We start from the raw sequence: 21,024 nt of genomic DNA on the forward strand, positions 1-21,024 counted from the left end.
AAAATCATCGTCCGTCCTTCGACAGAATCAGGGCCATTGGCTTTTAATGCCAGAGCAATACGGGATACTTCCCCACCAGAGGCAATTTTGGCCAGCGGCTGCATGGCTTCTCCTTTATTGGCAGAAAAATACAGCTCAATTGCGGCTGCCCCTTCCTCTGTAATATCCTGCATAGGTTCCAGATGAAAGGCAATACGGCTGTTGATGAGGCCCAGGCGGAACAAGGTGTCTTCCATTTTCTTCCGGAATATCGTATCGGCCGCCGTACGGAGTTCCATGAGTTGTCCTGCTTTCTGACGGAGAGCACGGCTTTCCTGCTGTATCTGCTTTTCCAGTTCAGCCAGCGTACTTTCTGACTGGTCCAGACGGCTGAAATCGGCTTTGGCTTTTTTCAGGAATTCCATGATGTCGGATATAGTAAACCCATACTTGCGTTTCAATTTTTCAATAGAAGCCAGACGGGACTGCATCCGGTCCAGTGCATTTTCATCAAAGGTGAAACTATCGGCATAACGGACTACACTATCATGGATATCTTCCAGTTCATACGAAAGTGTTTCGACACGCGCAGCCAGTCCGGCAAAGGACGGTTCATACGCAGAAGCCTTTTCCAGACTCCGGTGGACTTCATCGAGTTGTTCTGTCATACCTTTCTGCCGCTCTCCGCCCTCAAAGGCATAGAGAGCCGTCCGGAGCGTTTCCTTGATATGCTCCGAATGCGAGGCTTTGTTGATAGCTTCTTCCAGCTCTTCATCTTCCTTTTCCTTGAGCTGGGCCCCTTCGATTTCCTTAATCTGGAAATCGAGGATACTCAGGAGACGTGCTTTTTCCCCCTCGTCTTTCTGCAACTTCTGCGCTTCCCGGCACAAATCGCGCCAGTTTGAATACATATTGTCATATTCCCGGCGTACTTTTTTCAATTCCGGTGTCAAAGAATCGAGAATCGTCACATGATAGGCCGGATCAAAAATGAGCTGATTGTCAAACTGGCCGTGGATATCGAGGAGAAAAGCCGAAATCGCCCGTACGACACTGGTAGGCGCCAGTGTGCCATTGACCAGGATAGACCCGCGGCCGCTTTTGTGGAATTTACGGGAAATAATGAGCTGCCCGTCTTCCCATTCAATATGATTCGCCTCTAACACCTTACCCAGGGCACCTGTTTTATCTAAAAAAAAGAACGCACCCTCGACGAGGAATGCGTCTGTCCCCTGGCGGACAAAGGACGCAGAAGCCCGTTTGCCACAGAGCATGCCGATGGCATCGAGAAGAATAGACTTCCCGGCCCCTGTCTCCCCTGTCAGGATGGTCACACCATCGGCAAAACTGATGTGCAGGTCTTCAATCAAGGCGAAATTATGGATATGCAGTGATTGGAGCATCATCCATCATTCCTTCATAAGCGTCACGATGACTTTCGTAATCTTGGGAACGCTTTCTGTACTATTGGTTATAATCAATATGGTATCGTCGCCAGCAATCGTGCCGATGACATTTTCCCACTTTGCCAGGTCAATGGCTGCTGCTACCATATTAGCCGAACCCGGCATGGTATGGATGACAATCTGGTTCAGTGCCGAATCGACACGGACGATAGAATCCTGAAACAGGCGGGCCATGCGGTTTTTGGACATGAGCATGTTCTGTTCCTGGCTCAGGGCATAGCGGTAATGGCCGTCACTGGTCGGAACCTTGATGAGCATCAGCTCTTTGATATCCCGGGATACCGTGGCCTGCGTTACTTCAATGCCTTCTTCCTGAAGGGCTTTGGCCAGTTCTTCCTGTGTTTCAATCGGACGGGACTGCACAATTTCTTTTATCTTCGTATAACGGAATCTCTTCATAATTACCCTCTTTTCTGTACAATATATAGTTGCGGTGGACAATGTATCTGGTTCAGCGGCTGCCACATAGAGACATCATAGTCTTTCTGGGGCACCGTCTGCAAATAGGCGCGAACGGCATTTGCTTCTACGGCTCCCGCATCAGTTCCGGGATACGCTGCTAACATAATTATCCCATTTTTCGCAATTTTATGCAAGCCTATTTTTATAGCTTTTACAGTTATTTCACTGGTCGTATGAAGAGAATGGTCACCAGAAGGCAGATAACCTAAATTAAACACAATCAGATCCACTACACCTGGTATCTGTTCCAGGAGCTGGTCATGCGATCCCTGCAGCAAATGTACCCGGTCTGAAAAAAGCCGTTCATCACAGAGACGCTTCCGTGTCGATGCAATGGCCTTATCCTGGATGTCAAATGCATATAGAGATGCATCCTGGGCCATACGGGCTGCCAGAAACGCCGTATCGTGCCCGTTGCCACAGGTCATATCGACGAGTACTCTGGCTCGTGGTATAAACGGATCCAGCAACATATGTGACACATTGACAGCGTTTTTTAACAGATACTCTTCCATTTCAATCATTTCCCATCATTTTTGTAAACAGATTTTTATAAAAATAGTTTTTGCTGAATCGCACCATCTTCAGCGTTTTATCCGATTCGTAAATCTGCAGGGTCATATGCCTGGTGAATTCCTGGTCCATCATGCCATCGACGGATATGCGGATGCCGTTGCGGCTATTGGCAACAGACAGGGAAATCCGGTCCTCATGATGCAGCACCAGCGGTACTTTGAGGAGCAGATGCGGGCATATAGGCGTCACCATGAGGCAGCGTACTTCCGGCGATACGATAGGGCCGCCGGCTGAAAATGTATACCCCGTCGATCCCGTCGGTGTCGATACGATGAGTCCGTCACCGGGGAACTGCTGTACGAAATGGTCGTTGATGCTCATATCGACGCGGATGAGCTTTCCTACATTGCCATGGCCGATGACGATATCGTTGAGGGCATCGGGCAATACCTGGACCGTCCCGTCTTCATAATCCAGTTCGGAATGGAGCATCATCCGTTCTTCCAGAAAATAATGTCCTTCCAGTATGTCATGGAAGCGCTGTTCCAGATTCCGCGTTTCTACTTCATAGAGAAACCCCAGCGACCCCAGATTGACACCACAGATAGGGATTCCCCTGTCTGCAAATTGATTGGCCAGTTTGAGAATCGTGCCATCGCCGCCCAGCACCATAGCGATGTCAATATTATCAAAGAGTGTCATACGGGGGCGCAAGTGGCCGGCATCGATATGATGATAAAAATCCTGTGTACTCTGTGCTACATAAGCCGGCAGAAAATACGGCAGTTCATGATGTTCACATAATCCGATGAGTTTGCGCACCACATGGGTGCTTTCTTTTTTGACCAGATTCGGAAAAATACCGATGCGCATAGTATCACCTACATTTCATGAGACTGGCGGACCACATCATCAATGATGTCGTCCGTAATATCATCGTGGCATGGTTCGTCTTTGCGGCTGTATAACAAGTATTCAATATTACCGTCGGCCCCCTTGATAGGAGAAAAGGTCAGCATGAGCGGCGATATGCCAAAACCGGCAATGCCACTGATGACCTGGCGGAGCACCGCGCGATGCACGGTGACGTCGCGGACGATTCCACCTTTTCCGACATTCTCCCGTCCGGCTTCAAACTGTGGTTTGATCAGTGTAACCATGCTGCCGCCCATACGCAGCAGCTGGGAAGCTGCCGGCATGATTTTAAGCAGAGAAATGAACGATACATCAACAGAAATAAAATCAACGGGAGCTCCGATATCGGCAACGGTCACATTGCGGATATTGGTCCGTTCCATATTGATGACCCGGTCATCGGTACGCAGCTTCCATGCCAGCTGACCATAGCCCACATCGACGGCGTAGACGCGGGCAGCGCCATTCTGGAGAGCACAATCGGTAAAACCGCCTGTCGAGGCACCGATATCCATCATCGTCACGCCGGCAAGGTCAATCGGGAACACAGCCATGGCTTTTTCCAATTTCAATCCGCCCCGGCCAACATAGGGGATGGGATTTCCTTTGACCACTATGTCTACATCGGGAGACAGTTTGGTCCCGGCCTTATCCAGACGCTGACCATCGACGAATACCAGGCCGGCCATTATGGTCGCTTTCGCTTTTTCTCTGCTTTCCGACAAGCCCCGTTCTACGAGCAGGACATCCAGTCGTTCCTTATGCTGCATGCTCCCGCCTCCTCAGCTGACCCGTGTCAGCATATACGTTACCAGATCGCGCAGGAACCAGGCGCCATCCCCCAGCGGCTGTATGGCTCCGACGGCTTTGGCAGCAGCCTGTTCTGCCATGCGCCGGGCTTCCGGCAGAGAGAAAATCGTAACATACGTTGCCTTATTGTTTCTGGCATCACTGCCGACCGGCTTGCCCAGTGTTTTTTCATCACCTGTGAAATCCAGTATATCATCGGTAATCTGGAATGTCAGTCCCATATGAAGGGCATAGGCATCGAAAATGCGCCGCTGTTCTTCCGTCGCGTCACCCAGAATGGCCGCCAGATCAATGGCGGCTTCAAAAATAACGCCCGTTTTCATCCGGTGCAGAAGCTGCAGTCCTTTAAGGCCAATAGACTTATTTCCTTCGCTTTCCAGGTCAAAGGCCTGACCGCCGACCATCCCGGCCGGTCCGGCTGCTCTGGCAAAGACAGCGATGCACTGGCGCAGCTTATCTGCATCAAGCCGGGTCTGGCGTGCCATGAGTTCAAAGGCAAAAGTCAGAAGCCCGTCTCCGGCCAGAGTTGCCAGGCCCGCCCCATATACGACGTGATTCGTCGGTTTGCCCCGTCGCAGGTCGTCATTATCCATGCAGGGCAGGTCGTCGTGGATTAGAGAATACGTATGGACGCATTCGAGAGCACAGGCCACATCGAGATACTCTGCCGGATTCTTTCCCAATGCTTCCAGCGTCGCCAGGAATAAAACGGGACGCAGCCGTTTGCCCCCGGCAAGGAGGCTGTAATTCATGGATTCATATAAACGGGAAAACTGGGGTACATCCGTCTGAAGCAGTGTTGCCAGACGCTGATCGACCATTTGTTTTTTATCCTGTAAATACTCCTGTATCGTCATAAATCGAGCGTTCCCTCCTCTGTCAGCGTATCTGTATCCGGCCCTTTCTGCATATCTGCCAGGACTTGGGCCCGCTGCCGGGCATATTCCAGCGCGCTTTCGCAGGACTGGGATACTTTGATAGCTTTTTCAAACAAGTCCAGTGACTGGGCCAGCGTCAGATCCGGTGATTCCAAATCCTGCACCAGTTTTTCCAGTGTCGCATAATTCGATTCAAAGTTTTTTAGTTTTGCGTTTGTCGCTGCCATGGATTGTTACCTCTTTTATTTCCGTTAAAATTGTTCCTTCCAGGAGTTGTATCGTCAAGAGCTGATTCTGCTCAAGTGAGCGGATATCCTTGAGGACATGACCGCCCTGCTCCAGCTGCCCATACCCTTTTCGTACCAGAAGGGCCGGATTCATAGCGCTGAGCGATGCTTTCAGAGCCTGCAGGCGCCCCGCTTCCCGTGTCAGTTTCAGGTCCAGATGCTGCCGGGCCAGACGGACCAGCTGGGATACAGATTCATCCTTCATAGAAAGGAATGCATCATAGCGGTGGGTCTGCAGCGCTGCTACGGTCCGCCCCAATTCCCGTTCCAGACGATCGAGGCGCAGAATGACAGACTGATACGCCTGGTCTGCCATAGCTGCCAGGTCCATCTGGATTTCTTCAAAGTCGGGAAATGCCAGTTCGGCCGCATGGGTCGGTGTCGCAGCCCGCACATCCGCAGCGTAGTCGGCCAGTGTCGTATCGGTCTCATGACCGATAGCCGTAATGACCGGTACCTGAGCGTCATAGATGGCCTGTACGACCTGCGGGCTATTAAAGCACCACAAATCTTCCATGGAACCGCCGCCGCGGGCCAGAATGAGCACGTCGAGGTTCCGATCCTTACCGGCCTTTTCCAGAGTCCTGGCAATGACCGTTTCGGCACCTGCCCCCTGCACGGGAACAGGAAACAAGCGGATCTCCACGTAGGGATTGCGTTCAGCTGCTATTTTATGGATATCGTGCAGGACGGCCCCCGTCGCCGACGTAAGGACACCGACAGTCCAGGGAAACCGGGGGATATTTTTTTTGTGCTCTGGTGCAAAATATCCTTTCTCATATAACTCTTTCTTGATCTTTTCATATTGTTGTTGCAGCGTACCTACGCCACGGGCAAAGAGTTTTTCAATAATAAAGGACACAGTGCCGCCTTTTTCATAGACATTGATAGACCCTATAACTACGACCTGGTCCCCTTCACGCACGCCATCCATAGAATGGCCTACGCGACTGCGGAACAAAATGGCCCGGATAGAACACGTTTCGTCATGGAGATTCATATAATAATGGCCGTTCGACGCCCGCTTCAGGCCGATGATACTGCCTTCCATGGCAATGTTCTGCAGGCGGTAATCGCTCTGCAGATCATCTTTAATGCGCCGTACGACCTCTGTTACCGATGCATATTTCATAAATGGCCCCTCTCCTTCCAAAGTGCCCAGAATGCGGCACCAGAGGCATTGTCGGCGCTGTATCCGTCGGGGGCCAGGATGACCCGGACATGGTGCCGGCCGGCATAACGCAGCAGCTGGCTGCGGAGGAATCCGTTGCTCATGACGCCGCCTACGGCAACCAGTTTATCCATGCCACCAGCAAGTCCTGCATCGAGCAGTTCCTGAAGGCCGTTCCAAACGGTCTTCAGCGTCCAGCAGCTCATGGCACAGCTATCGGCCGTGCCACTGGCTATCTGGCGCTGGGCCTGCGATTCCGGGCCGGAATAGCTGATTTCCCCATCGCGGCAAAAGACGCGGCTCCCTTTGATGTCCATATCTCCCTTCCGGGCCATAGCATCGAGATGCACGCCTGCGGGGAAAGGAAATCCCAGGGCGACACCAACGCGGTCGATAAACTGTCCGGCACTGATGTCGCTGGTCCCGCCAATGCGGGAAATGGACAGTCCCTCCTCATCAGCAACGGCATACAGAAGGTCCGTCGTCCCGCCAGATAAATGAAGACCCGTAAACGGATCCGCCGGTACCGTTCCCAATGGCCTCAGGGCTGCCAGGAGATGATTTTCCTGATGACTGATGCAGTATAACGGCACCTGAAGCATAGCCGCCAGACTGCGTGCACAGCCCCATCCGGCCAGAAATGCCGGCATATAGCTGTCTTCTCTGCGCCGTGGCTGATGAGTCACCCCGATGGCCCCGATCCGGCTGCCTTTCAGTGCCGGACGGAGCCGTTCCATAAGTTCCGGCAGATTCCGCGTATGCTGATAGACCATTTGAGACTGGGAGATTCCGCGGCCACCGCTGGGTACAGTCAGGATACGCCGTTCATCCTGTACGACACGGCCATCTTCTCCGAGAAGGCATACCGATGTAGTGTAGCAGCTTGTGTCGATTCCCAGATAGAGATTCATATCCTCTTACTTCCTTTGACGCACGTACGTCCCTAAAATGCCATTGACGAACCGGGACGACTTATGGCCACTGAATTCTTTGGCCAGCTCAATGGCTTCGTTGAGGATGACCGCATCGGCCATATCCACATCTTTCGGGTATAGGAGTTCACATAACGCCATACGCATGACGTTCTTATCTGCCCGGTTCATCTGGGATACATCCCACCCTTTTGCCAGAGACTGGATAATCTGGTCAAATTCATTCATATGCTCTGTCGTCGTCGTAACCAGGTAATCACAATAATTTTCTTCATCCTGTACGACCGGCGTATCTTCATCATCTGTTCCATTTACAGAATTCAGGATTTCATCTTCTTGATACTGAATGTCATCTTTTCCATGGAATTCTCTGGAAAATAATATTTCTAACGCCTTCTGGCGTGCTCTATGTCTGCTCACGCGAACCTCCTATCAGGATTGTTCCTTCAATACAACATCATCGACTGTCACATGGACTTCCAGAGTCTGCGGGTCTGCCATTTCCTGCAGCGCTGCCGCCACATGCTCCTGGACAGTCCTGGCCAGTACACACAAATTATCGCCGTAGTATCCATAGACGTGGATATCAGCAGTCAGCGTTCCTTCCTGCTGGTGCACATTCACATTTCGGCCTTTGGCAGGAATCAGGTCAGAAAATTCTTGCAGTGCCAATGACACGACCTGGACATATACGGAATCGTTGACGAAAAATTCAATGTCTTTTGTTTCGCCAGTCATTGCCCTGCCTCCTTATCTTCCGGGAAGACGATACCTGCAACCAGAATATGGACGGCGTCGACCTGGCAGCCCGTATCGCGTTCTACCGCATCTTTGACCGCTTTTTGCACCTTGAGGGCTATATCGGGGATACGGTATCCGCTTTCCACAATCAGCCGCAGTGTGATTTCTGCCGCATTGCCGCTGATACGGGTTACGGCTCCCTGGGACAGACTGCCCCTCCCAAGGCGGCGGGCCGCCGATTCAGCCAGCGTCGCATCCAGGGCATGGACGTGGGGCACGAGGGCCGCCGTCCTGGCAGCAATGGATGAGATAGCTTTATCACTGATATGAATACTGCCCAGGTCATTTTGATTCGTCGTTTCCATACGCGTCACCTGACTACAAAAAAGAGGCTGGCGCAAGAAGCCTTTCACTTCTCACGACAGCCCCTTGCCATGACAACTTATGCTCTGCCGATATAGTTCCCTGTACGGGTATCGATCTGGAGAACTTCGCCTTCGTTGATGAAGAGAGGTACTTTGACGACATAGCCGGTTTCAAGGGTAGCCGGTTTGCTGCCACCTGTAGCTGTATCACCACGCAGGCCCGGATCTGTCTGGATGACCTTCAGTTCGACGGCAGCCGGAAGATCAATACCAATGACTTTTCCTTTGAACATCATGACAGAAACGTTCATTTCTTCTTTCAGGAAATTAACAGCATCACCGAGGCTATCTTTATTCAGTTCAAGCTGTTCGTATGTTTCATTATCCATGAAACAGTACATGCCTTCGTTTTCATAAAGGTACTGCATCTGACGGCGGTCTACATGGCCTTCCTGTACTTTTTCACCGGCATTCCACGTACGTTCAACGACAGAACCGGTTTCCAGGTTTTTGATTTTAGCACGGACAAAAGCAGCGCCCTTGCCGGGTTTTACATGCTGGAATTCAACAACCTGCCATACCTGGCCATCAATTTCAATCGTTACACCTGGTCTGAAATCATTACTTGTAATCATCTGTTAACTCCTCCTACTATAACTCCATCAAATCTTTTGGCGTTTTGGTTAAGATTTCACAGCCATTGGCTGTCACGGCAACGGAATCTTCAATGCGGACCCCGTATTTGCCTTCTATGTACAGCCCCGGTTCTACCGTGACTATCATATTTTCTTTCAGGACACCCGTACTGCGCGGTGACAAGACCGGTTCTTCATGAATTTCCAGCCCTGTCCCATGCCCCAGGGAGTGGGTGAAATACTGTGATACATGACGGGCAGCAAAATAATTGCGGACGATGAAATCGACATCTTTCCGGCTGACACCGGCCCGGACAGCGGCAACGCCTTCTTTCTGTGCTTCCAGGATCATATTGTAGAAATCACGCTGTTCCCGGCTTGCGTTACCGACAACGACGGTCCTCGTAATATCGGAATGATACCCTTCCCAGACTGCTCCAAAGTCGAAAGTGACAAAATCTCCTTTTTCGATGACCTTGGGACTAGCCGTGCCATGGGGCATAGACGAGCGGACACCGGATGCGACTATGGTCGTAAACGATTTTTCTTCTGACCCGGAAAGGAGCATATTGCTTTCCAGCCGAGCTGCCAGTTCTTTTTCTGTCACTCCCGGTTTGATGTACGGCAGAAGATCGGCAAACGCCTGATCGGCAATGGCACTGGCTTTCCGCGTAGCCGTCAGTTCGAACGGTTCCTTGACAGCGCGCAGGACGTTGAGGTTATACCCCTCAAAACCACATTCTGTCTGATCTGCAATCTGTTCAAACATCATATGAGTCAGGAAATTGCTTTCATATACAACAGCCTGGGCACCGCCTTCGCGCAGGCTCCGGGCTATGCATTCTGCCAGCCTGCCCTGATGGTTGCCAATGGTATACCAGGTACCAGACTGACCAGCAGCCTGTTCCGTATAACGCGAGTCAGTCCAGAGAACGGCTGTCGCGCCAGTCACGACAAGTGCTCCCTCCCCGCCGGTAAAGCCGCTGAAGTAGCGAAGATTTTCTGGCTGCATAATGATGACGCCGTCTGCCACGTGTTCACGGAGGAACTGGCGCAGCCGGTCTATTCTTTCTCCAATCATGCTATCACCTGATTTTTTCAGTCTACACCTTATCATATCATATAACAGAGACGTTGAAAAGGAAAAATTCTCACTCAATCCGTTCCGGACGATGCGAATACAGCTTCCCGCTCTGTTTCCGTTAGAGGACGCCATGCACCGGGCGTCAATGCCCTGTCGAGAATGACTTTACCGATGCACATACGATGCAATGCTTCTACTGTAAGTCCTACAGCAGCACACATACGTTTGACCTGATGGAATTTTCCCTCCTGCACAGTGATGGTCAACTCCTGTTCTCCCGACCGGACCGCTTTTGCCGGCAGACAGACTAATCCATCGTCCAGGACCAGTCCTGCGGCGAAGCGTTCCCCTATATCTTCAGGGATACATCCGGCTACGCGGGCTATATATACTTTGGGAACATGCTTTTTGGGAGATGTGATGCGATGAGCCCACTGTCCATCATTGGTGAGAAGCAGCAGCCCCGTCGTGTCTTTGTCCAGACGCCCGACGGGAAACAGGCCGGCACCAGAAAACTGCTGGGGCAGCAGGTCGATGACCGTCTGTGCACGGGGATCTTCTGTCGCCGACAGGACACCTTCTGGCTTATAGAGCATGAGATAGTAAAATTCTTCGTAAGATACAGCCTGTCCCTTGACCGTTACCGCATCACGGCCCGGCTGGACCTTCTGGCTGCTGTCTCTGCAGGACATGCCATTTACGGCTACGGCGCCAGACCGGCACAGTTCCTTTATTTCTTTTCTGGTTCCCCATCCCGTATGGCCCAGTAATTTATCAAGACGTATCGTATTTGCCATGACCTTCTCCTACATGACATTATGCTGCCGCCCATACCATTGTGGTTCATACCCTTTCATCCCTTCCAGATGCTGGGTACAATTCATGAGAGTCATGACACTGCGGCTGCCATAATATTCAATAATCGTAAAAGCCGTATTATACTGCTGAAAACACCAGAGCTTGCGGAAATCCAGTTCCAGCAGGCCAAACAACAAACAGCGGATAGCTGCACCATGTGAGACAATCATAACGGAATCCCCGTCTGCATGGTGACTAAGTAACTCTTTCGTCTTGGCCGTAATACGGTCCCGCACTTCGAGGAACGATTCACCGCCCCGGGCCCGCATTTTACCTTCAGATGCATAAAAAGCTTCAATTTCTCCCGGCCATTGTTTGGTGATTTCATCATAGGTATGGCGTTCCCATACACCAAAACTGATTTCCCTCAGTTCCGGATATTGCTGTACCGGCAGCTGGTGTGGCTCTGCAATGATTTGGGCTGTCGTATAAGCCCGCGACAGCGTGCTGGTATAGATGGCATCAAAATGAATATCCTTCATAAAGCGGCTCAGGCGCCGGGCCTGTTCTATCCCTGTGGCATTGAGCGGTACGTCTGATGCGCCCTGGAACCACTGTTGGGAATTACCATCGGTTTCACCATGACGAACGAGATAAAGCTTGATCATGTACATTCGGTCCTTTCCTGTAATCTATGATGAATCCTTTCCTGCTGATAGAAGCGGGAGATTCTGGAGAAAATAGTTAATATATAGCGGCACAGAGGCCAAGTAACAACAATTCGCTGCTTTCGGTAACGGCGCCATACGTATCTCCCGTGACGCCGCCGAGATGCTTTACAATATAGGTATTGAGTATCAGGCTGGCCGCTATAGCTGTCCCTAGGAGAGTCAGGTACAAAAAACCTCCTATGAGAACAGGCGGCAGGGCTGCCAGAAATCCCAAAGCCAGGGTACGCGGCGGTGCATAGGCGGCAAAGGCCTTTCCCAACCCCTCCGGACGGGCATAGGGGAATTCCAGCACGCTCACGAGCGTGCCATAGCGTGCTGCCACTGGAATACCGAGGAGGGCCGCATAGACTGCCGGTCCTTCAATGTTTGCCAGAAAGCAAATTTTCAGCAATGCCAGAAAAAAGAAAGCCATGACGCCATTGGATCCGACCCGGCTGTCTTTCAGGATTTCCAGCATCCGTTCCCGGCTTCGTACGGAAAACAGACCGTCAGCCGTGTCCATGAATCCGTCGGCGTGAAGGCCTCCCGTAATCAGGAACCAGGCAATAATGACACACACGGCCCGGTAAAACCCAGTCAGGGCCAGACCTGCAGCAAACCAGCACAGGCACAGGAACAGGCCGATACAGCCTCCCACCAGCGGAAAGCATCGCAGTGACGCGCCAAAGGCCTCATTCGTCCAGGTCAGATGCCGGGCCAGCTGTATCCGCGTCAGGAACTGGAGGGCAATAAGAAAACTCGTCATGGCCGTTCCTCCCGCAATGGAAGATGGACCTGCCGGCTTTTAATTTCCATAGTAATGCCACATACACTCAGATACACCTCATCTGCTTCCGCAGCGGTATGCTGATTCAGGAAACCGATGAGATCACGGTACTGGCGGCTCACTTTTGCCATGGGGACAATGCCCGATCCCAGTTCATTGGTAACAACGACGAAGACACCATCTCTGCTCTGACGCACGGCCCGCAGCACCCCGTCCCATTCGTTCTCTGCTTCTTTCAGGATATGGGAGAAATCATCTCCGTCACGCTGCAGCAGGAAATTAGAAAAATACAGGGTCAGACAATCAAGCAGGATGTTATCAGTCTGCTGTAAAATATGGTCAATCTGATTTCCCAGTCCAGACGGTACTTCAAAGGTCTGCCACGACGCCGGACGACGGCTGCGGTGACGGGCTACCCGGTCTGCCATTTCATCATCCAGGACCTGGGCCGTAGCAATATACCCATGTCGTCCGGGACATGCCTGCAGATATTGCTCGGCAAAATGACTTTTACCACTGCGGGCGCCTCCTGTAATCAATACAATACGAGCCATTTTTTTCCCCCTTTCCAGCACGATAGACATATTATACTACTGATAGGATACCTCTGCCAACACGTTTTCTCGCTGCCATAGCCGCAGGATTTGCCGTGTACAGACTGTAAGTATATTTGAAAAAAAAATTTATTTTTTCTTCAAATATACTTGACAATACGTGTGAAATTGAGTATACTAAACAAGTCGCATGGGGGTATAGCTCAGTTGGTTAGAGCGTCACGTTGACATCGTGAAGGTCGTTGATTCGAATTCAACTATTCCCACCAATGAAACTAAGGCCGCCGGATTCCGGCGGCTTTTTTATACACATTTATAATTTGCGAGGAAATCCGATTATGACCAGTCCGCATATTACGTCCGTTTATGGCAGTGCCGAAACAGAATATACCATAAAAAAATCCCGTTTTCTCATCCATCTCAGAGAAGTGACCTGCGAAGAGGAAGCATCTGCTTTCATCGAAGCCCGGCGCAAGGAATTCTGGGATGCCCGGCACAATTGTTATGCTTATCAGATTGGTCCTGACGGCGCCATCCAGAAATCCAATGACGACGGAGAACCGTCGGGAACAGCTGGCCGCCCGATGCTGGAAGTACTGAAAAAAAACAGCATCACCAACACCATTGTTGTCGTCACCCGCTATTTCGGCGGCATCAAGCTCGGTGCCAGCGGCCTCATACGGGCTTATAGCCATTGTGTAACCCTCGGTCTGGAAGCAGCGGAAATTGCCGACTATCTCCCTTATCAGGTCGTAAACGTTTCCTTCCCCTATTCCTTTGTGAGCGTCATAGAACGTCTGGTCCCATCGTATGCCGTGCGCATCGCAGACCGTTCCTTTGCCTCTGACGTCACATTTACTCTGGAAATTCCGGAAGAGCAGGCCGGTCCGGCAATCCAGGCCATTACAAATGCGACTAATGGCAACGCTATCTGCAAGACCGAAAAAACGAAAGTCATCCCCATCGTACGAACTTAACAAAGCCAGCAAAAAGCCCATAGATATGTACACCTTTCATCGTACACATCCATGGGCTTTTTGCTGGTTCATATTTTCCCTTCTGCACCCGTTTTTCCAAAAACTACAATCTGTAAACTACCTTCTTCTGTCCTAGTCTTTGGGAACCCAGGTCCGGTTTTTCTGGGCCTGTTCTTCTTCCCGGGCCAGCTGTTGGGATTGCAACTCTGCTTCGTACTGTTCCCGCGCAGCCTGTTCAGCCTGTTCCAGTTCTTCTTTTACTTTCGGATCTATCTTGGCATTTTTATCTTTAACCGTTTTCTGTTTTTCTGCTTCCAGAGCCTTGCGGGCTGCTTCCTGCTGGGCCGCCAGACGGTCCAGTTCTTTCTGGCGCAGTCCCTGCCGGACATCACTTTCCAGACTTACATTCGGCTGAGAATGAACATCGACGTAGACTTCAAACAGCCGGTTCCACGGGAATGTGACATTGACAGTACGGGGATCGATGCCCAGATATGTCTGGGCATACCGCTGGAGCTGTTCTTTCGTACGGCTCTGCATTTCGCTCATCACCGTCGGATAATACTTCTGCTCTGTATTGGCCTCTACCTTCTGCTGTATCCGGTAAATATAATCCCGGACATTGGCCTGATACGCCCAGTTGTCCAGATACTGGGTCGTCAGCATGCGCTGATGGGCATCGGGAGACATATACCGGGCCAGAATCCCCTGAGATATACCATATCCGACAGAATTGCTGGCTGTATTCCATCCATTATATGCTGCCAGCTGATACATCATCTTATCCTTATATAAACCATATATCAGCGTATTATCTGACCCGTTGGAAAAGGCCATATCGACGAGGCTGACTGGTATATTCTGGGCCATAGCCTTTTCTATCTGTGTGAGGAATGTCCGCGTCGAGTCCAGCATGATGGGGAAATTTTCAAAATTCCCCGATTCACGCGTCGATGTCGTAAGAGGCGTATTGACGGCCAGCAGCAGGTCCGGCTTTTCCTTGTCCGTTATCGTACCGCCGATAGCTTCAATATGTTCGGCAATCGTCTTCCCTATAGCTTGTCCGTCGTAACTCGGCACAGTCTTTTCTCCCCCGCCGAGAGGATAGATGACCGTTACTTTAGGATGATAATTATTAAAATCATTATTAGCCCGCGTAATGAGCAGCAACCCCAGCTGATCAGCTCCCGGGAACGACCCGAAACTGGTCTTCGGGATATCGGCTCCTGCTTGTTCAAGATATTTCGATTCCAGTGACGACTGGGTACGGACAGAATTATCATCATGACCGAGACTGTAATAGGTAAAGATGCCTTTTCGGGCATCACTAATGAGGCGGTAGTTGATGGCCATATTCTTCTTACGGCGGCTGAACCAGTCCTGCAGATATTCGGCCGGGACGCGGCGCATGATGCTGAACCAGTCATTCCGTTCCTGCGGAGTCAATCCTTCTTCATCCATCTTTGCCTGGAGTGATGCCAGCTCATAAATGTCACTGCCGGATTTGAGATAGTAATCCGGTTCGACGCCCTTGCCACCGGCCCAGGGACTGCGCATGACTGTACTGAAAGCATAAATCGGCACTTTGCCAAACTTGCTGTGCAGGTTTTCTACCTTTTCCAGACGGGCCAGCAGAGTATCCATAGAAAGGTTATGTTTGCGCGAATCGACAAGTCCCCCATAGACCAGGGAATCCACCGACAGTACCATAGCATCGGCTTTGCCGGCATTTTCTTCTACCCATTCCATAAGCTTATCGGGAGAACCCTGGAAATTAGACCCCGATAAATACCGGTCTGGCGGCGTTATCACCGTATATCCGGCATCTTCTGCCGTACTGACCGTATAGGCAAAGTCAACGGGACGGTTGTCCTGCGGCACGTATAAAATCGTTTTGGCCAACGCTGCCGGGCCTGAACACAAACACAAAGATACGACGACAGCTCCTAAGACCTTACGAAAACCATTCAACACTATCACCTCTGACATACACAGAAATAGAAAAAATTATCAGTTTATTATACCAGATTTACCATCTGCCATGCAAATGCTTTCAAAAACGCTGTCCTCTCTTGCGCCGCTTGACTCTTGGCAGATTCCAGTGATAGCGGATGGCCAGGAGGCGGACGCCAACGGTCACAGCAAAACAAATAATGGATGCCACATCAGCTGCCTGGCCCAGGGGGATATACAGGACATAGAGGACGACGGCACCGATAAACGAAGCCGTAGCATAGACATCCTGAATCAGCGTTGCCGGGATGCGGCCTGCCAGGACATCACGGATGATACCACCACCGACAGCCGTAATCAGCCCCAGAGAAATGCACAAAACCCAATAATGGGGAAACATATAACAGCCCAGCAATGTCCCCGTGACAGTAAACGAACCGAGTCCAATGGCATCACAGAAAAGGTACAGGTTGATAGATGCATGCATGAGGCGGTGACGGCGGTGCGTATCCATATAGCGCAGGAAAAAGATAGTTACTCCCATAGTCGCAATGATCAGCCAGAAATACATACTATTCTGGAAAAAAGCCGGGGGAATGCGTCCCAGTATGAGGTCACGTACGATTCCGCCACCGACAGCAGTCGCTGCGGCCAGTACGAAAATACCAAATATGTCCATGCGCCGCAAAACGGCAACCAGTGCACCCGACAGGGCAAAGGCCACGGTCCCCAGAATATCGAAAAGCTGCCACCAGAGTGATTGCATTATATTCCACCATCCTGTACAATAAAATCAGTGTATCTGATAGTAACCTACCATGAATGCAAAAAAGAATCAAGGATATCATTATGACAAAAGATGAATTTTATATGGGGAAAGCCCTGGAAGAAGCCAAAACAGCCTATGCCGTCGGTGAAATCCCGATTGGCGCCGTCATTATTTATCAGAAGAAAGCTATTGCCCGGGCCTACAATCTGCGGGAAAGCCTGCCCTGTGCCACCGCCCATGCAGAACTGCTGGCTATCGAAAAAGCCTGCCGCGCCCTCGGCCGGTGGCGCTTATCGGGCTGTACGCTCTATGTCACCTGTGAGCCCTGTCCCATGTGCGCCGGAGCCATCGTCAACAGCCGTCTGGACCGGGTAGTCTACGGCTGCGCCGACCCTAAGGCAGGTGCCGTACGGTCCCTGTTCCAGCTGGCAGACAGCCCGCTTCTCAATCACCGGGCTTCCATTACAGCCGGCGTCCGCGCCGATGAATGCGCCGCACTCCTCAAAGATTTCTTCCGAAAAAAACGAAAAAAAAGTGATTCTGGACAGCCCTGAGATAATCGTCATAACAGACGAAACATAAGGCAAAGGACCATGCATGATAGCCGAAGACTTCATGCATGGTCCTTTATTGTATGTACTATGAACGCTGCTTCTTATTCCAGATTTTTCGTGAGCAGCTGGTTGACAACTCCCGGGTTAGCCCGCCCCTTAGTCTGTTTCATGACCTGTCCGACGAGGAAGCCGATAGCTTTCTTCTTACCTGCTTTATAATCGGCGACAGACTGCGGATTGTCCGCAATGACCGATTTGACGATTTCTTCAATAGCACCAGTATCGGTAATCTGTACCAAGCCCTGTTCTTTGACGACATCGTCGGCAGACTTGCCGCTGGACCACATTTCCGGCAGGACTTTCTTGGCAATCTTACCGGAAATCGTACCTTTGGCAATGAGTTTGAGGAGACCTGCCAGCGCCGCCGGACGGACCGGAGCCTGATCGGCCGTTACGCCTTCTTCATTGAGTTTTTTGGCAAACTCGCCGAGCATCCAGTTGGAAGCCGTCTTGGCGTCGATTCCTTCTTTGACGACATCTTCAAAATAGTCGGCTGTCTGTTTTTCCAGTGTCAGGAGATTGGCATCATATTCGGGAAGTCCCAGTTCATCCTGGAAGCGCTGGCGCCGTGCGTCCGGCATTTCCGGTAATTCAGCCCGTACTTTTTCAATATATTCCTTCGATACTTCGATAGGAATCAGATCCGGTTCCGGGAAATAACGGTAATCGGCATCGCCTTCTTTGACACGCTGCAGGACCGTAATACCCTTGGCTTCTTCCCAGCCGCGGGTCGCCTGCTGGATTGTGCCGCCTTCATCGAGGATCTGGGCCTGACGGACCGCTTCGTATTCAATCCCCTTCTGGACACCACTGAAGGAATTGATATTTTTAATTTCCGTCTTCGTCCCCAGTTTATCACTGCCGACGGGGCGTACGGAAATATTGGCATCACAGCGCATGCTGCCTTCTTCCATACGGCAGTCAGATACGCCGAGATACTGCATGATAGAACGGAGTTTTTCCAGATAAGCCCGGGCTTCTTCCCCACTGCGCAGATCCGGTTCGGATACGATTTCCAGCAGGGGCACGCCGGTACGGTTGTAATCGACGAAGGTCGTATCCGATGTGTCGATAGAAGCGCCGCTATGGACCAGTTTACCTGCATCTTCTTCCATATGGATACGGGTCAGATGAACGCGGCGTGTCTTGCCCCCGACTTCGATATCGATATAGCCATTGAGGCAGATAGGCAGATCATACTGGGATGTCTGGAAATTCTTTGGCAAATCGGGATAGTAATAATTCTTACGGTCGAATTTGCTGAACGGCAGGATATCGCAGTGAAGTGCCAATCCGGCCTTTACGGCATAATGGAGAACTTCCTTATTGAGAACAGGCATGCTTCCCGGAAGGCCCAGGCAGACCGGGCATACGTGCGTATTGGGCTGGGCACCGAATTCAGTGGAGCAGCCGCAGAAAATTTTTGTTTTTGTTTTCAGTTCGACATGGACTTCCAGGCCGATAACGGATTCATATTTCATCAGAGTTCAACCTCCCCCATGGGCAGCGGCTTCTTCAGGTCCGTGCGGTTTTGTTCAAATGTATAGGCAACGCGCAGCAGTGTTTCTTCATCAAGAGCCTTGCCAATGAGCTGCATGCCAATGGGAAGACCGTTCTTGAAGCCACAGGGAATGCTGATACCCGGAAGGCCGGCCAGATTCAGTGTAACTGTGCAGACATCGCCTAAATACATGGCCAGGGGATTATTGTCATTCTGACCGATTTTAAATGCCGTATCCGGCGCGGTCGGCGTAAGCAGGACATCACAGGTGCGAAGGGCATTGTCGAAATCCTGTTTTACCAGGGTACGTACTTTCATAGCCCGCAGATAATACGCATCATAGTAACCGGAACTGAGGACATACGTCCCCAGCATAATGCGGCGTTTTACTTCCGGTCCAAACCCTTCGGTACGGGTCTTGCGGTACATATCGACAATGTCCGTGCCATCTGCCCGGAATCCGAATCCAACACCGTCGTACCGTGCCAGATTGGAACTGGCTTCTGCCGGAGCGATGATATAGTAGGCAGCCAGACCATATTTCATATGCGGCATTTTGACCGGCACGATTTCAGCACCGAGCTTCTTATAGGTATCAATGGCTTCTTCCAGGGCTTTGCGGCACTGGTCATCCAGGCCTTCTACAAAGAATTCTTCCGGAACGCCGATTTTCATGCCTTTGACATCATTGATCAGTGCTTTTTTATAATCTTTCTTTTCCTGTGGGATAGACGTCGAGTCCTTCGCATCGTGCCCTGCAATGGCATTGAGGACGATGGCGCAGTCTTCTACGTCATTGGTAAATGGCCCAATCTGGTCAAGAGACGAGCCGTAAGCAACCAGACCATAACGGGAAACGAGACCATATGTCGGTTTGAGGCCAACGAGGCCACAGTAGGCAGCAGGCTGACGAATCGATCCGCCCGTATCCGAACCAAGTGACCAGACGGCTTCCCCAGCTGCTACGGCAGCGGCCGAACCGCCGGACGATCCGCCTGGTACATAATCCAGATTCCAGGGATTATGGGTAATCTGATAAGCCGAATTTTCCGTTGAACTGCCCATGGCAAATTCATCCATATTGGTCTTGCCAAGGCTGATATAATCGAGGGCATTCAGTTTTTCAATGACCGTCGCATTATAGGGCGATTTAAAATGTTCCAGAATTTTCGAGCCACAGGTCGTGTTTTGTCCGGCAACGCAGATGACATCCTTAATAGCTCCCGGTACACCGGCCATATCCGCAATAGCTTCCCTGGCAGCGATTTTCTTATCGACTGCGGCGGCTGCTTCCAGTGCATTTTTCCGGTTGTCAGATAAAAAGGCTTTGATATCCGGTTCCACCGTGTCTTTACGGGCAATAAACTTTTCTGTCAGCTCCACAGCAGATATTTCTTTATTTACGAGTTTATCATGCAGTGCATGTATGGTTAATGCTTCCACAATATCCCTCCTCAATCCTGAATGACTTTGGGAACTTTAAAATAGCCATTTTCCGGTTCCGGCGCATTAGAAAGCGCTTTTTCATTGGATAAGGACGGCTGGGGCACATCGTCGCGCATGACATTGCGCATAGATACAGCGTGAGCCGTAGGCGCTACATCCGTGATATCAACCTGATTTAACAGGTCCATATAAGCCAAAATGTCATTCAGCTGTTTCCCGACTTCTTCAATCTGATCGTCTTCGATATTAAGACGGGAAAGCAGTGCGATTTTCTTTATTTCTTCAGCACTGATTTTCATACGGACACTCCTTGTACTAATAATAATATTCAACAATCTAGATTATACCCCATATTGTGCCTCTTGTCATCTGCAGGACAAAAAAATCAGGAGCCGCTTATAATAAACGAACTCCTGATTTTTTACGGTTCTATTTTGAGAAAATGTTCTCAGAATACCTGAAAATGCAATTCTTATTTCTTTTCCCAACTTGTTTTTTCAGGATGGGAGCAACAGGACGGGCAACTGCCACTGCAGGAACCACTGCTGCCACAACAGCTGGTCGTTCCCTTGAACAGCCCCCGGATATGACGGCCGATGTAAAACGCAGCTGCCAATACTACAAGTGCCACAATAATCGTTGCAATGCTCATACAAGATCACAACCTTTCTGTA

The 21,024-nt window shown here is 50.8% G+C and carries 26 protein-coding genes and 1 tRNA gene; 3 read left to right on the top strand and 24 right to left on the bottom strand.

The window, feature by feature from the left end:
- The 18 genes from B4H10_RS00710 to cobU form a co-directional block, all read right to left on the bottom strand.
- Nucleotides 1-1,385 (bottom strand): DNA repair protein RecN (locus B4H10_RS00710; protein WP_292018002.1); only part of this gene is annotated, 1,385 nt, incomplete at its 3' end.
- A 3-nt stretch (nt 1,386-1,388) separates the two neighbouring features.
- On the bottom strand, nt 1,389-1,844 hold the full coding sequence (gene argR / locus B4H10_RS00715) for an arginine repressor (RefSeq protein ID WP_059076013.1): 456 nt from the start codon (nt 1,842-1,844) through the stop codon (nt 1,389-1,391).
- Nucleotides 1,845-1,846: 2 nt separating this feature from the next.
- Nucleotides 1,847-2,422: a tRNA (mnm(5)s(2)U34)-methyltransferase gene (locus tag B4H10_RS00720; RefSeq protein ID WP_113855768.1), complete on the bottom strand. Its 576-nt coding sequence runs from the start codon at nt 2,420-2,422 to the stop codon at nt 1,847-1,849.
- 1 nt (nt 2,423) lies between these two features.
- Nucleotides 2,424-3,296: an NAD(+)/NADH kinase gene (locus B4H10_RS00725; RefSeq protein WP_059076011.1), complete on the bottom strand. Its 873-nt coding sequence runs from the start codon at nt 3,294-3,296 to the stop codon at nt 2,424-2,426.
- An 8-nt stretch (nt 3,297-3,304) separates the two neighbouring features.
- Nucleotides 3,305-4,108, bottom strand: coding sequence for a TlyA family RNA methyltransferase (locus B4H10_RS00730; protein ID WP_292017382.1), 804 nt, complete (start codon nt 4,106-4,108; stop codon nt 3,305-3,307).
- 12 nt (nt 4,109-4,120) lie between these two features.
- Nucleotides 4,121-5,005, bottom strand: a complete 885-nt coding sequence (locus B4H10_RS00735; protein WP_059076009.1) for a polyprenyl synthetase family protein — start codon at nt 5,003-5,005, stop codon at nt 4,121-4,123.
- Entirely contained in the window at nt 5,002-5,253 is a 252-nt protein-coding gene (gene xseB / locus B4H10_RS00740) for an exodeoxyribonuclease VII small subunit (RefSeq protein WP_059076008.1), read from the bottom strand. Before xseB ends, B4H10_RS00735 begins: the two co-directional genes overlap by 4 nt.
- Nucleotides 5,219-6,445, bottom strand: a complete 1,227-nt coding sequence (gene xseA, locus B4H10_RS00745) for an exodeoxyribonuclease VII large subunit (protein WP_292018003.1) — start codon at nt 6,443-6,445, stop codon at nt 5,219-5,221. Before xseA ends, xseB begins: the two co-directional genes overlap by 35 nt.
- Nucleotides 6,442-7,395 carry a peptidase gene (locus tag B4H10_RS00750; protein WP_292018004.1) on the bottom strand — a complete coding sequence of 318 codons (954 nt, stop codon included), beginning with the start codon at nt 7,393-7,395 and terminating at the stop codon, nt 6,442-6,444. The genes xseA and B4H10_RS00750 overlap by 4 nt, the downstream gene beginning before the upstream one ends.
- Before the next feature lie 6 nt (nt 7,396-7,401).
- Nucleotides 7,402-7,836 (bottom strand): transcription antitermination factor NusB, encoded by a 435-nt coding sequence (gene nusB, locus B4H10_RS00755; RefSeq protein WP_059076005.1) that lies wholly within the window; start codon nt 7,834-7,836, stop codon nt 7,402-7,404.
- 12 nt (nt 7,837-7,848) lie between these two features.
- Nucleotides 7,849-8,154, bottom strand: a complete 306-nt coding sequence (locus B4H10_RS00760; RefSeq protein WP_150824935.1) for an Asp23/Gls24 family envelope stress response protein — start codon at nt 8,152-8,154, stop codon at nt 7,849-7,851.
- Entirely contained in the window at nt 8,151-8,522 is a 372-nt protein-coding gene (locus B4H10_RS00765) for an Asp23/Gls24 family envelope stress response protein (protein WP_059076003.1), read from the bottom strand. Before B4H10_RS00765 ends, B4H10_RS00760 begins: the two co-directional genes overlap by 4 nt.
- Before the next feature lie 77 nt (nt 8,523-8,599).
- Nucleotides 8,600-9,157, bottom strand: coding sequence for an elongation factor P (gene efp, locus B4H10_RS00770; protein ID WP_059076002.1), 558 nt, complete (start codon nt 9,155-9,157; stop codon nt 8,600-8,602).
- 16 nt (nt 9,158-9,173) lie between these two features.
- Nucleotides 9,174-10,238: a M24 family metallopeptidase gene (locus B4H10_RS00775; RefSeq protein WP_059076001.1), complete on the bottom strand. Its 1,065-nt coding sequence runs from the start codon at nt 10,236-10,238 to the stop codon at nt 9,174-9,176.
- Between the two features lie 74 nt (nt 10,239-10,312).
- Nucleotides 10,313-11,038, bottom strand: coding sequence for a pseudouridine synthase (locus B4H10_RS00780; protein ID WP_170087193.1), 726 nt, complete (start codon nt 11,036-11,038; stop codon nt 10,313-10,315).
- Between the two features lie 9 nt (nt 11,039-11,047).
- Nucleotides 11,048-11,713 carry a histidine phosphatase family protein gene (locus B4H10_RS00785; protein WP_240937095.1) on the bottom strand — a complete coding sequence of 222 codons (666 nt, stop codon included), beginning with the start codon at nt 11,711-11,713 and terminating at the stop codon, nt 11,048-11,050.
- 70 nt (nt 11,714-11,783) lie between these two features.
- On the bottom strand, nt 11,784-12,515 hold the full coding sequence (gene cobS, locus B4H10_RS00790) for an adenosylcobinamide-GDP ribazoletransferase (protein ID WP_292018005.1): 732 nt from the start codon (nt 12,513-12,515) through the stop codon (nt 11,784-11,786).
- The gene (cobU, locus tag B4H10_RS00795; protein WP_292018006.1) at nt 12,512-13,090 is read right to left on the bottom strand and encodes a bifunctional adenosylcobinamide kinase/adenosylcobinamide-phosphate guanylyltransferase; all 579 of its coding nucleotides are present in this window, start codon (nt 13,088-13,090) and stop codon (nt 12,512-12,514) included. Before cobU ends, cobS begins: the two co-directional genes overlap by 4 nt.
- A gap of 192 nt (nt 13,091-13,282) precedes the next feature.
- Between cobU and B4H10_RS00800 the strand changes: the two genes are divergently transcribed.
- Both B4H10_RS00800 and B4H10_RS00805 read left to right on the top strand, forming a co-directional pair.
- A tRNA-Val gene (locus tag B4H10_RS00800) sits at nt 13,283-13,359 on the top strand.
- Nucleotides 13,360-13,428: 69 nt separating this feature from the next.
- Complete coding sequence (locus tag B4H10_RS00805) at nt 13,429-14,067, top strand: YigZ family protein (protein ID WP_292018007.1); 639 nt, start codon at nt 13,429-13,431, stop codon at nt 14,065-14,067.
- 132 nt (nt 14,068-14,199) lie between these two features.
- Here the strand turns inward: B4H10_RS00805 and B4H10_RS00810 are convergent, their stop codons facing one another.
- Both B4H10_RS00810 and B4H10_RS00815 read right to left on the bottom strand, forming a co-directional pair.
- Entirely contained in the window at nt 14,200-16,038 is a 1,839-nt protein-coding gene (locus tag B4H10_RS00810; protein ID WP_414673993.1) for a DUF4127 family protein, read from the bottom strand.
- 82 nt (nt 16,039-16,120) lie between these two features.
- A complete protein-coding gene (locus tag B4H10_RS00815; protein ID WP_059075995.1) occupies nt 16,121-16,786 on the bottom strand; it encodes a trimeric intracellular cation channel family protein in 666 nt (221 codons plus the stop codon).
- An 83-nt stretch (nt 16,787-16,869) separates the two neighbouring features.
- Here B4H10_RS00815 and tadA point away from each other — a divergent pair, with 83 nt between their 5' ends.
- Nucleotides 16,870-17,343 carry a tRNA adenosine(34) deaminase TadA gene (tadA, locus tag B4H10_RS00820; protein WP_059075994.1) on the top strand — a complete coding sequence of 158 codons (474 nt, stop codon included), beginning with the start codon at nt 16,870-16,872 and terminating at the stop codon, nt 17,341-17,343.
- A gap of 101 nt (nt 17,344-17,444) precedes the next feature.
- Here tadA and gatB read toward each other — a convergent pair whose 3' ends face one another.
- The 4 genes from gatB to B4H10_RS00840 all read right to left on the bottom strand — a co-directional run bounded on the left by gatB (nt 17,445) and on the right by B4H10_RS00840 (nt 21,002).
- Nucleotides 17,445-18,884 (bottom strand): Asp-tRNA(Asn)/Glu-tRNA(Gln) amidotransferase subunit GatB, encoded by a 1,440-nt coding sequence (gene gatB, locus B4H10_RS00825; RefSeq protein WP_292018009.1) that lies wholly within the window; start codon nt 18,882-18,884, stop codon nt 17,445-17,447.
- Nucleotides 18,884-20,347, bottom strand: a complete 1,464-nt coding sequence (gatA, locus tag B4H10_RS00830; RefSeq protein ID WP_292018010.1) for an Asp-tRNA(Asn)/Glu-tRNA(Gln) amidotransferase subunit GatA — start codon at nt 20,345-20,347, stop codon at nt 18,884-18,886. The genes gatB and gatA overlap by 1 nt, the downstream gene beginning before the upstream one ends.
- A gap of 11 nt (nt 20,348-20,358) precedes the next feature.
- A complete protein-coding gene (gene gatC / locus B4H10_RS00835; RefSeq protein WP_059075991.1) occupies nt 20,359-20,649 on the bottom strand; it encodes an Asp-tRNA(Asn)/Glu-tRNA(Gln) amidotransferase subunit GatC in 291 nt (96 codons plus the stop codon).
- 173 nt (nt 20,650-20,822) lie between these two features.
- Complete coding sequence (locus tag B4H10_RS00840) at nt 20,823-21,002, bottom strand: FeoB-associated Cys-rich membrane protein (RefSeq protein WP_059075990.1); 180 nt, start codon at nt 21,000-21,002, stop codon at nt 20,823-20,825.
- Nucleotides 21,003-21,024 lie beyond the last annotated feature (22 nt).

Source organism: Megasphaera sp. UBA4382, assembly GCF_002391155.1.
Classification (GTDB): Bacteria; Bacillota; Negativicutes; order Veillonellales; family Megasphaeraceae; genus Megasphaera; species Megasphaera hexanoica.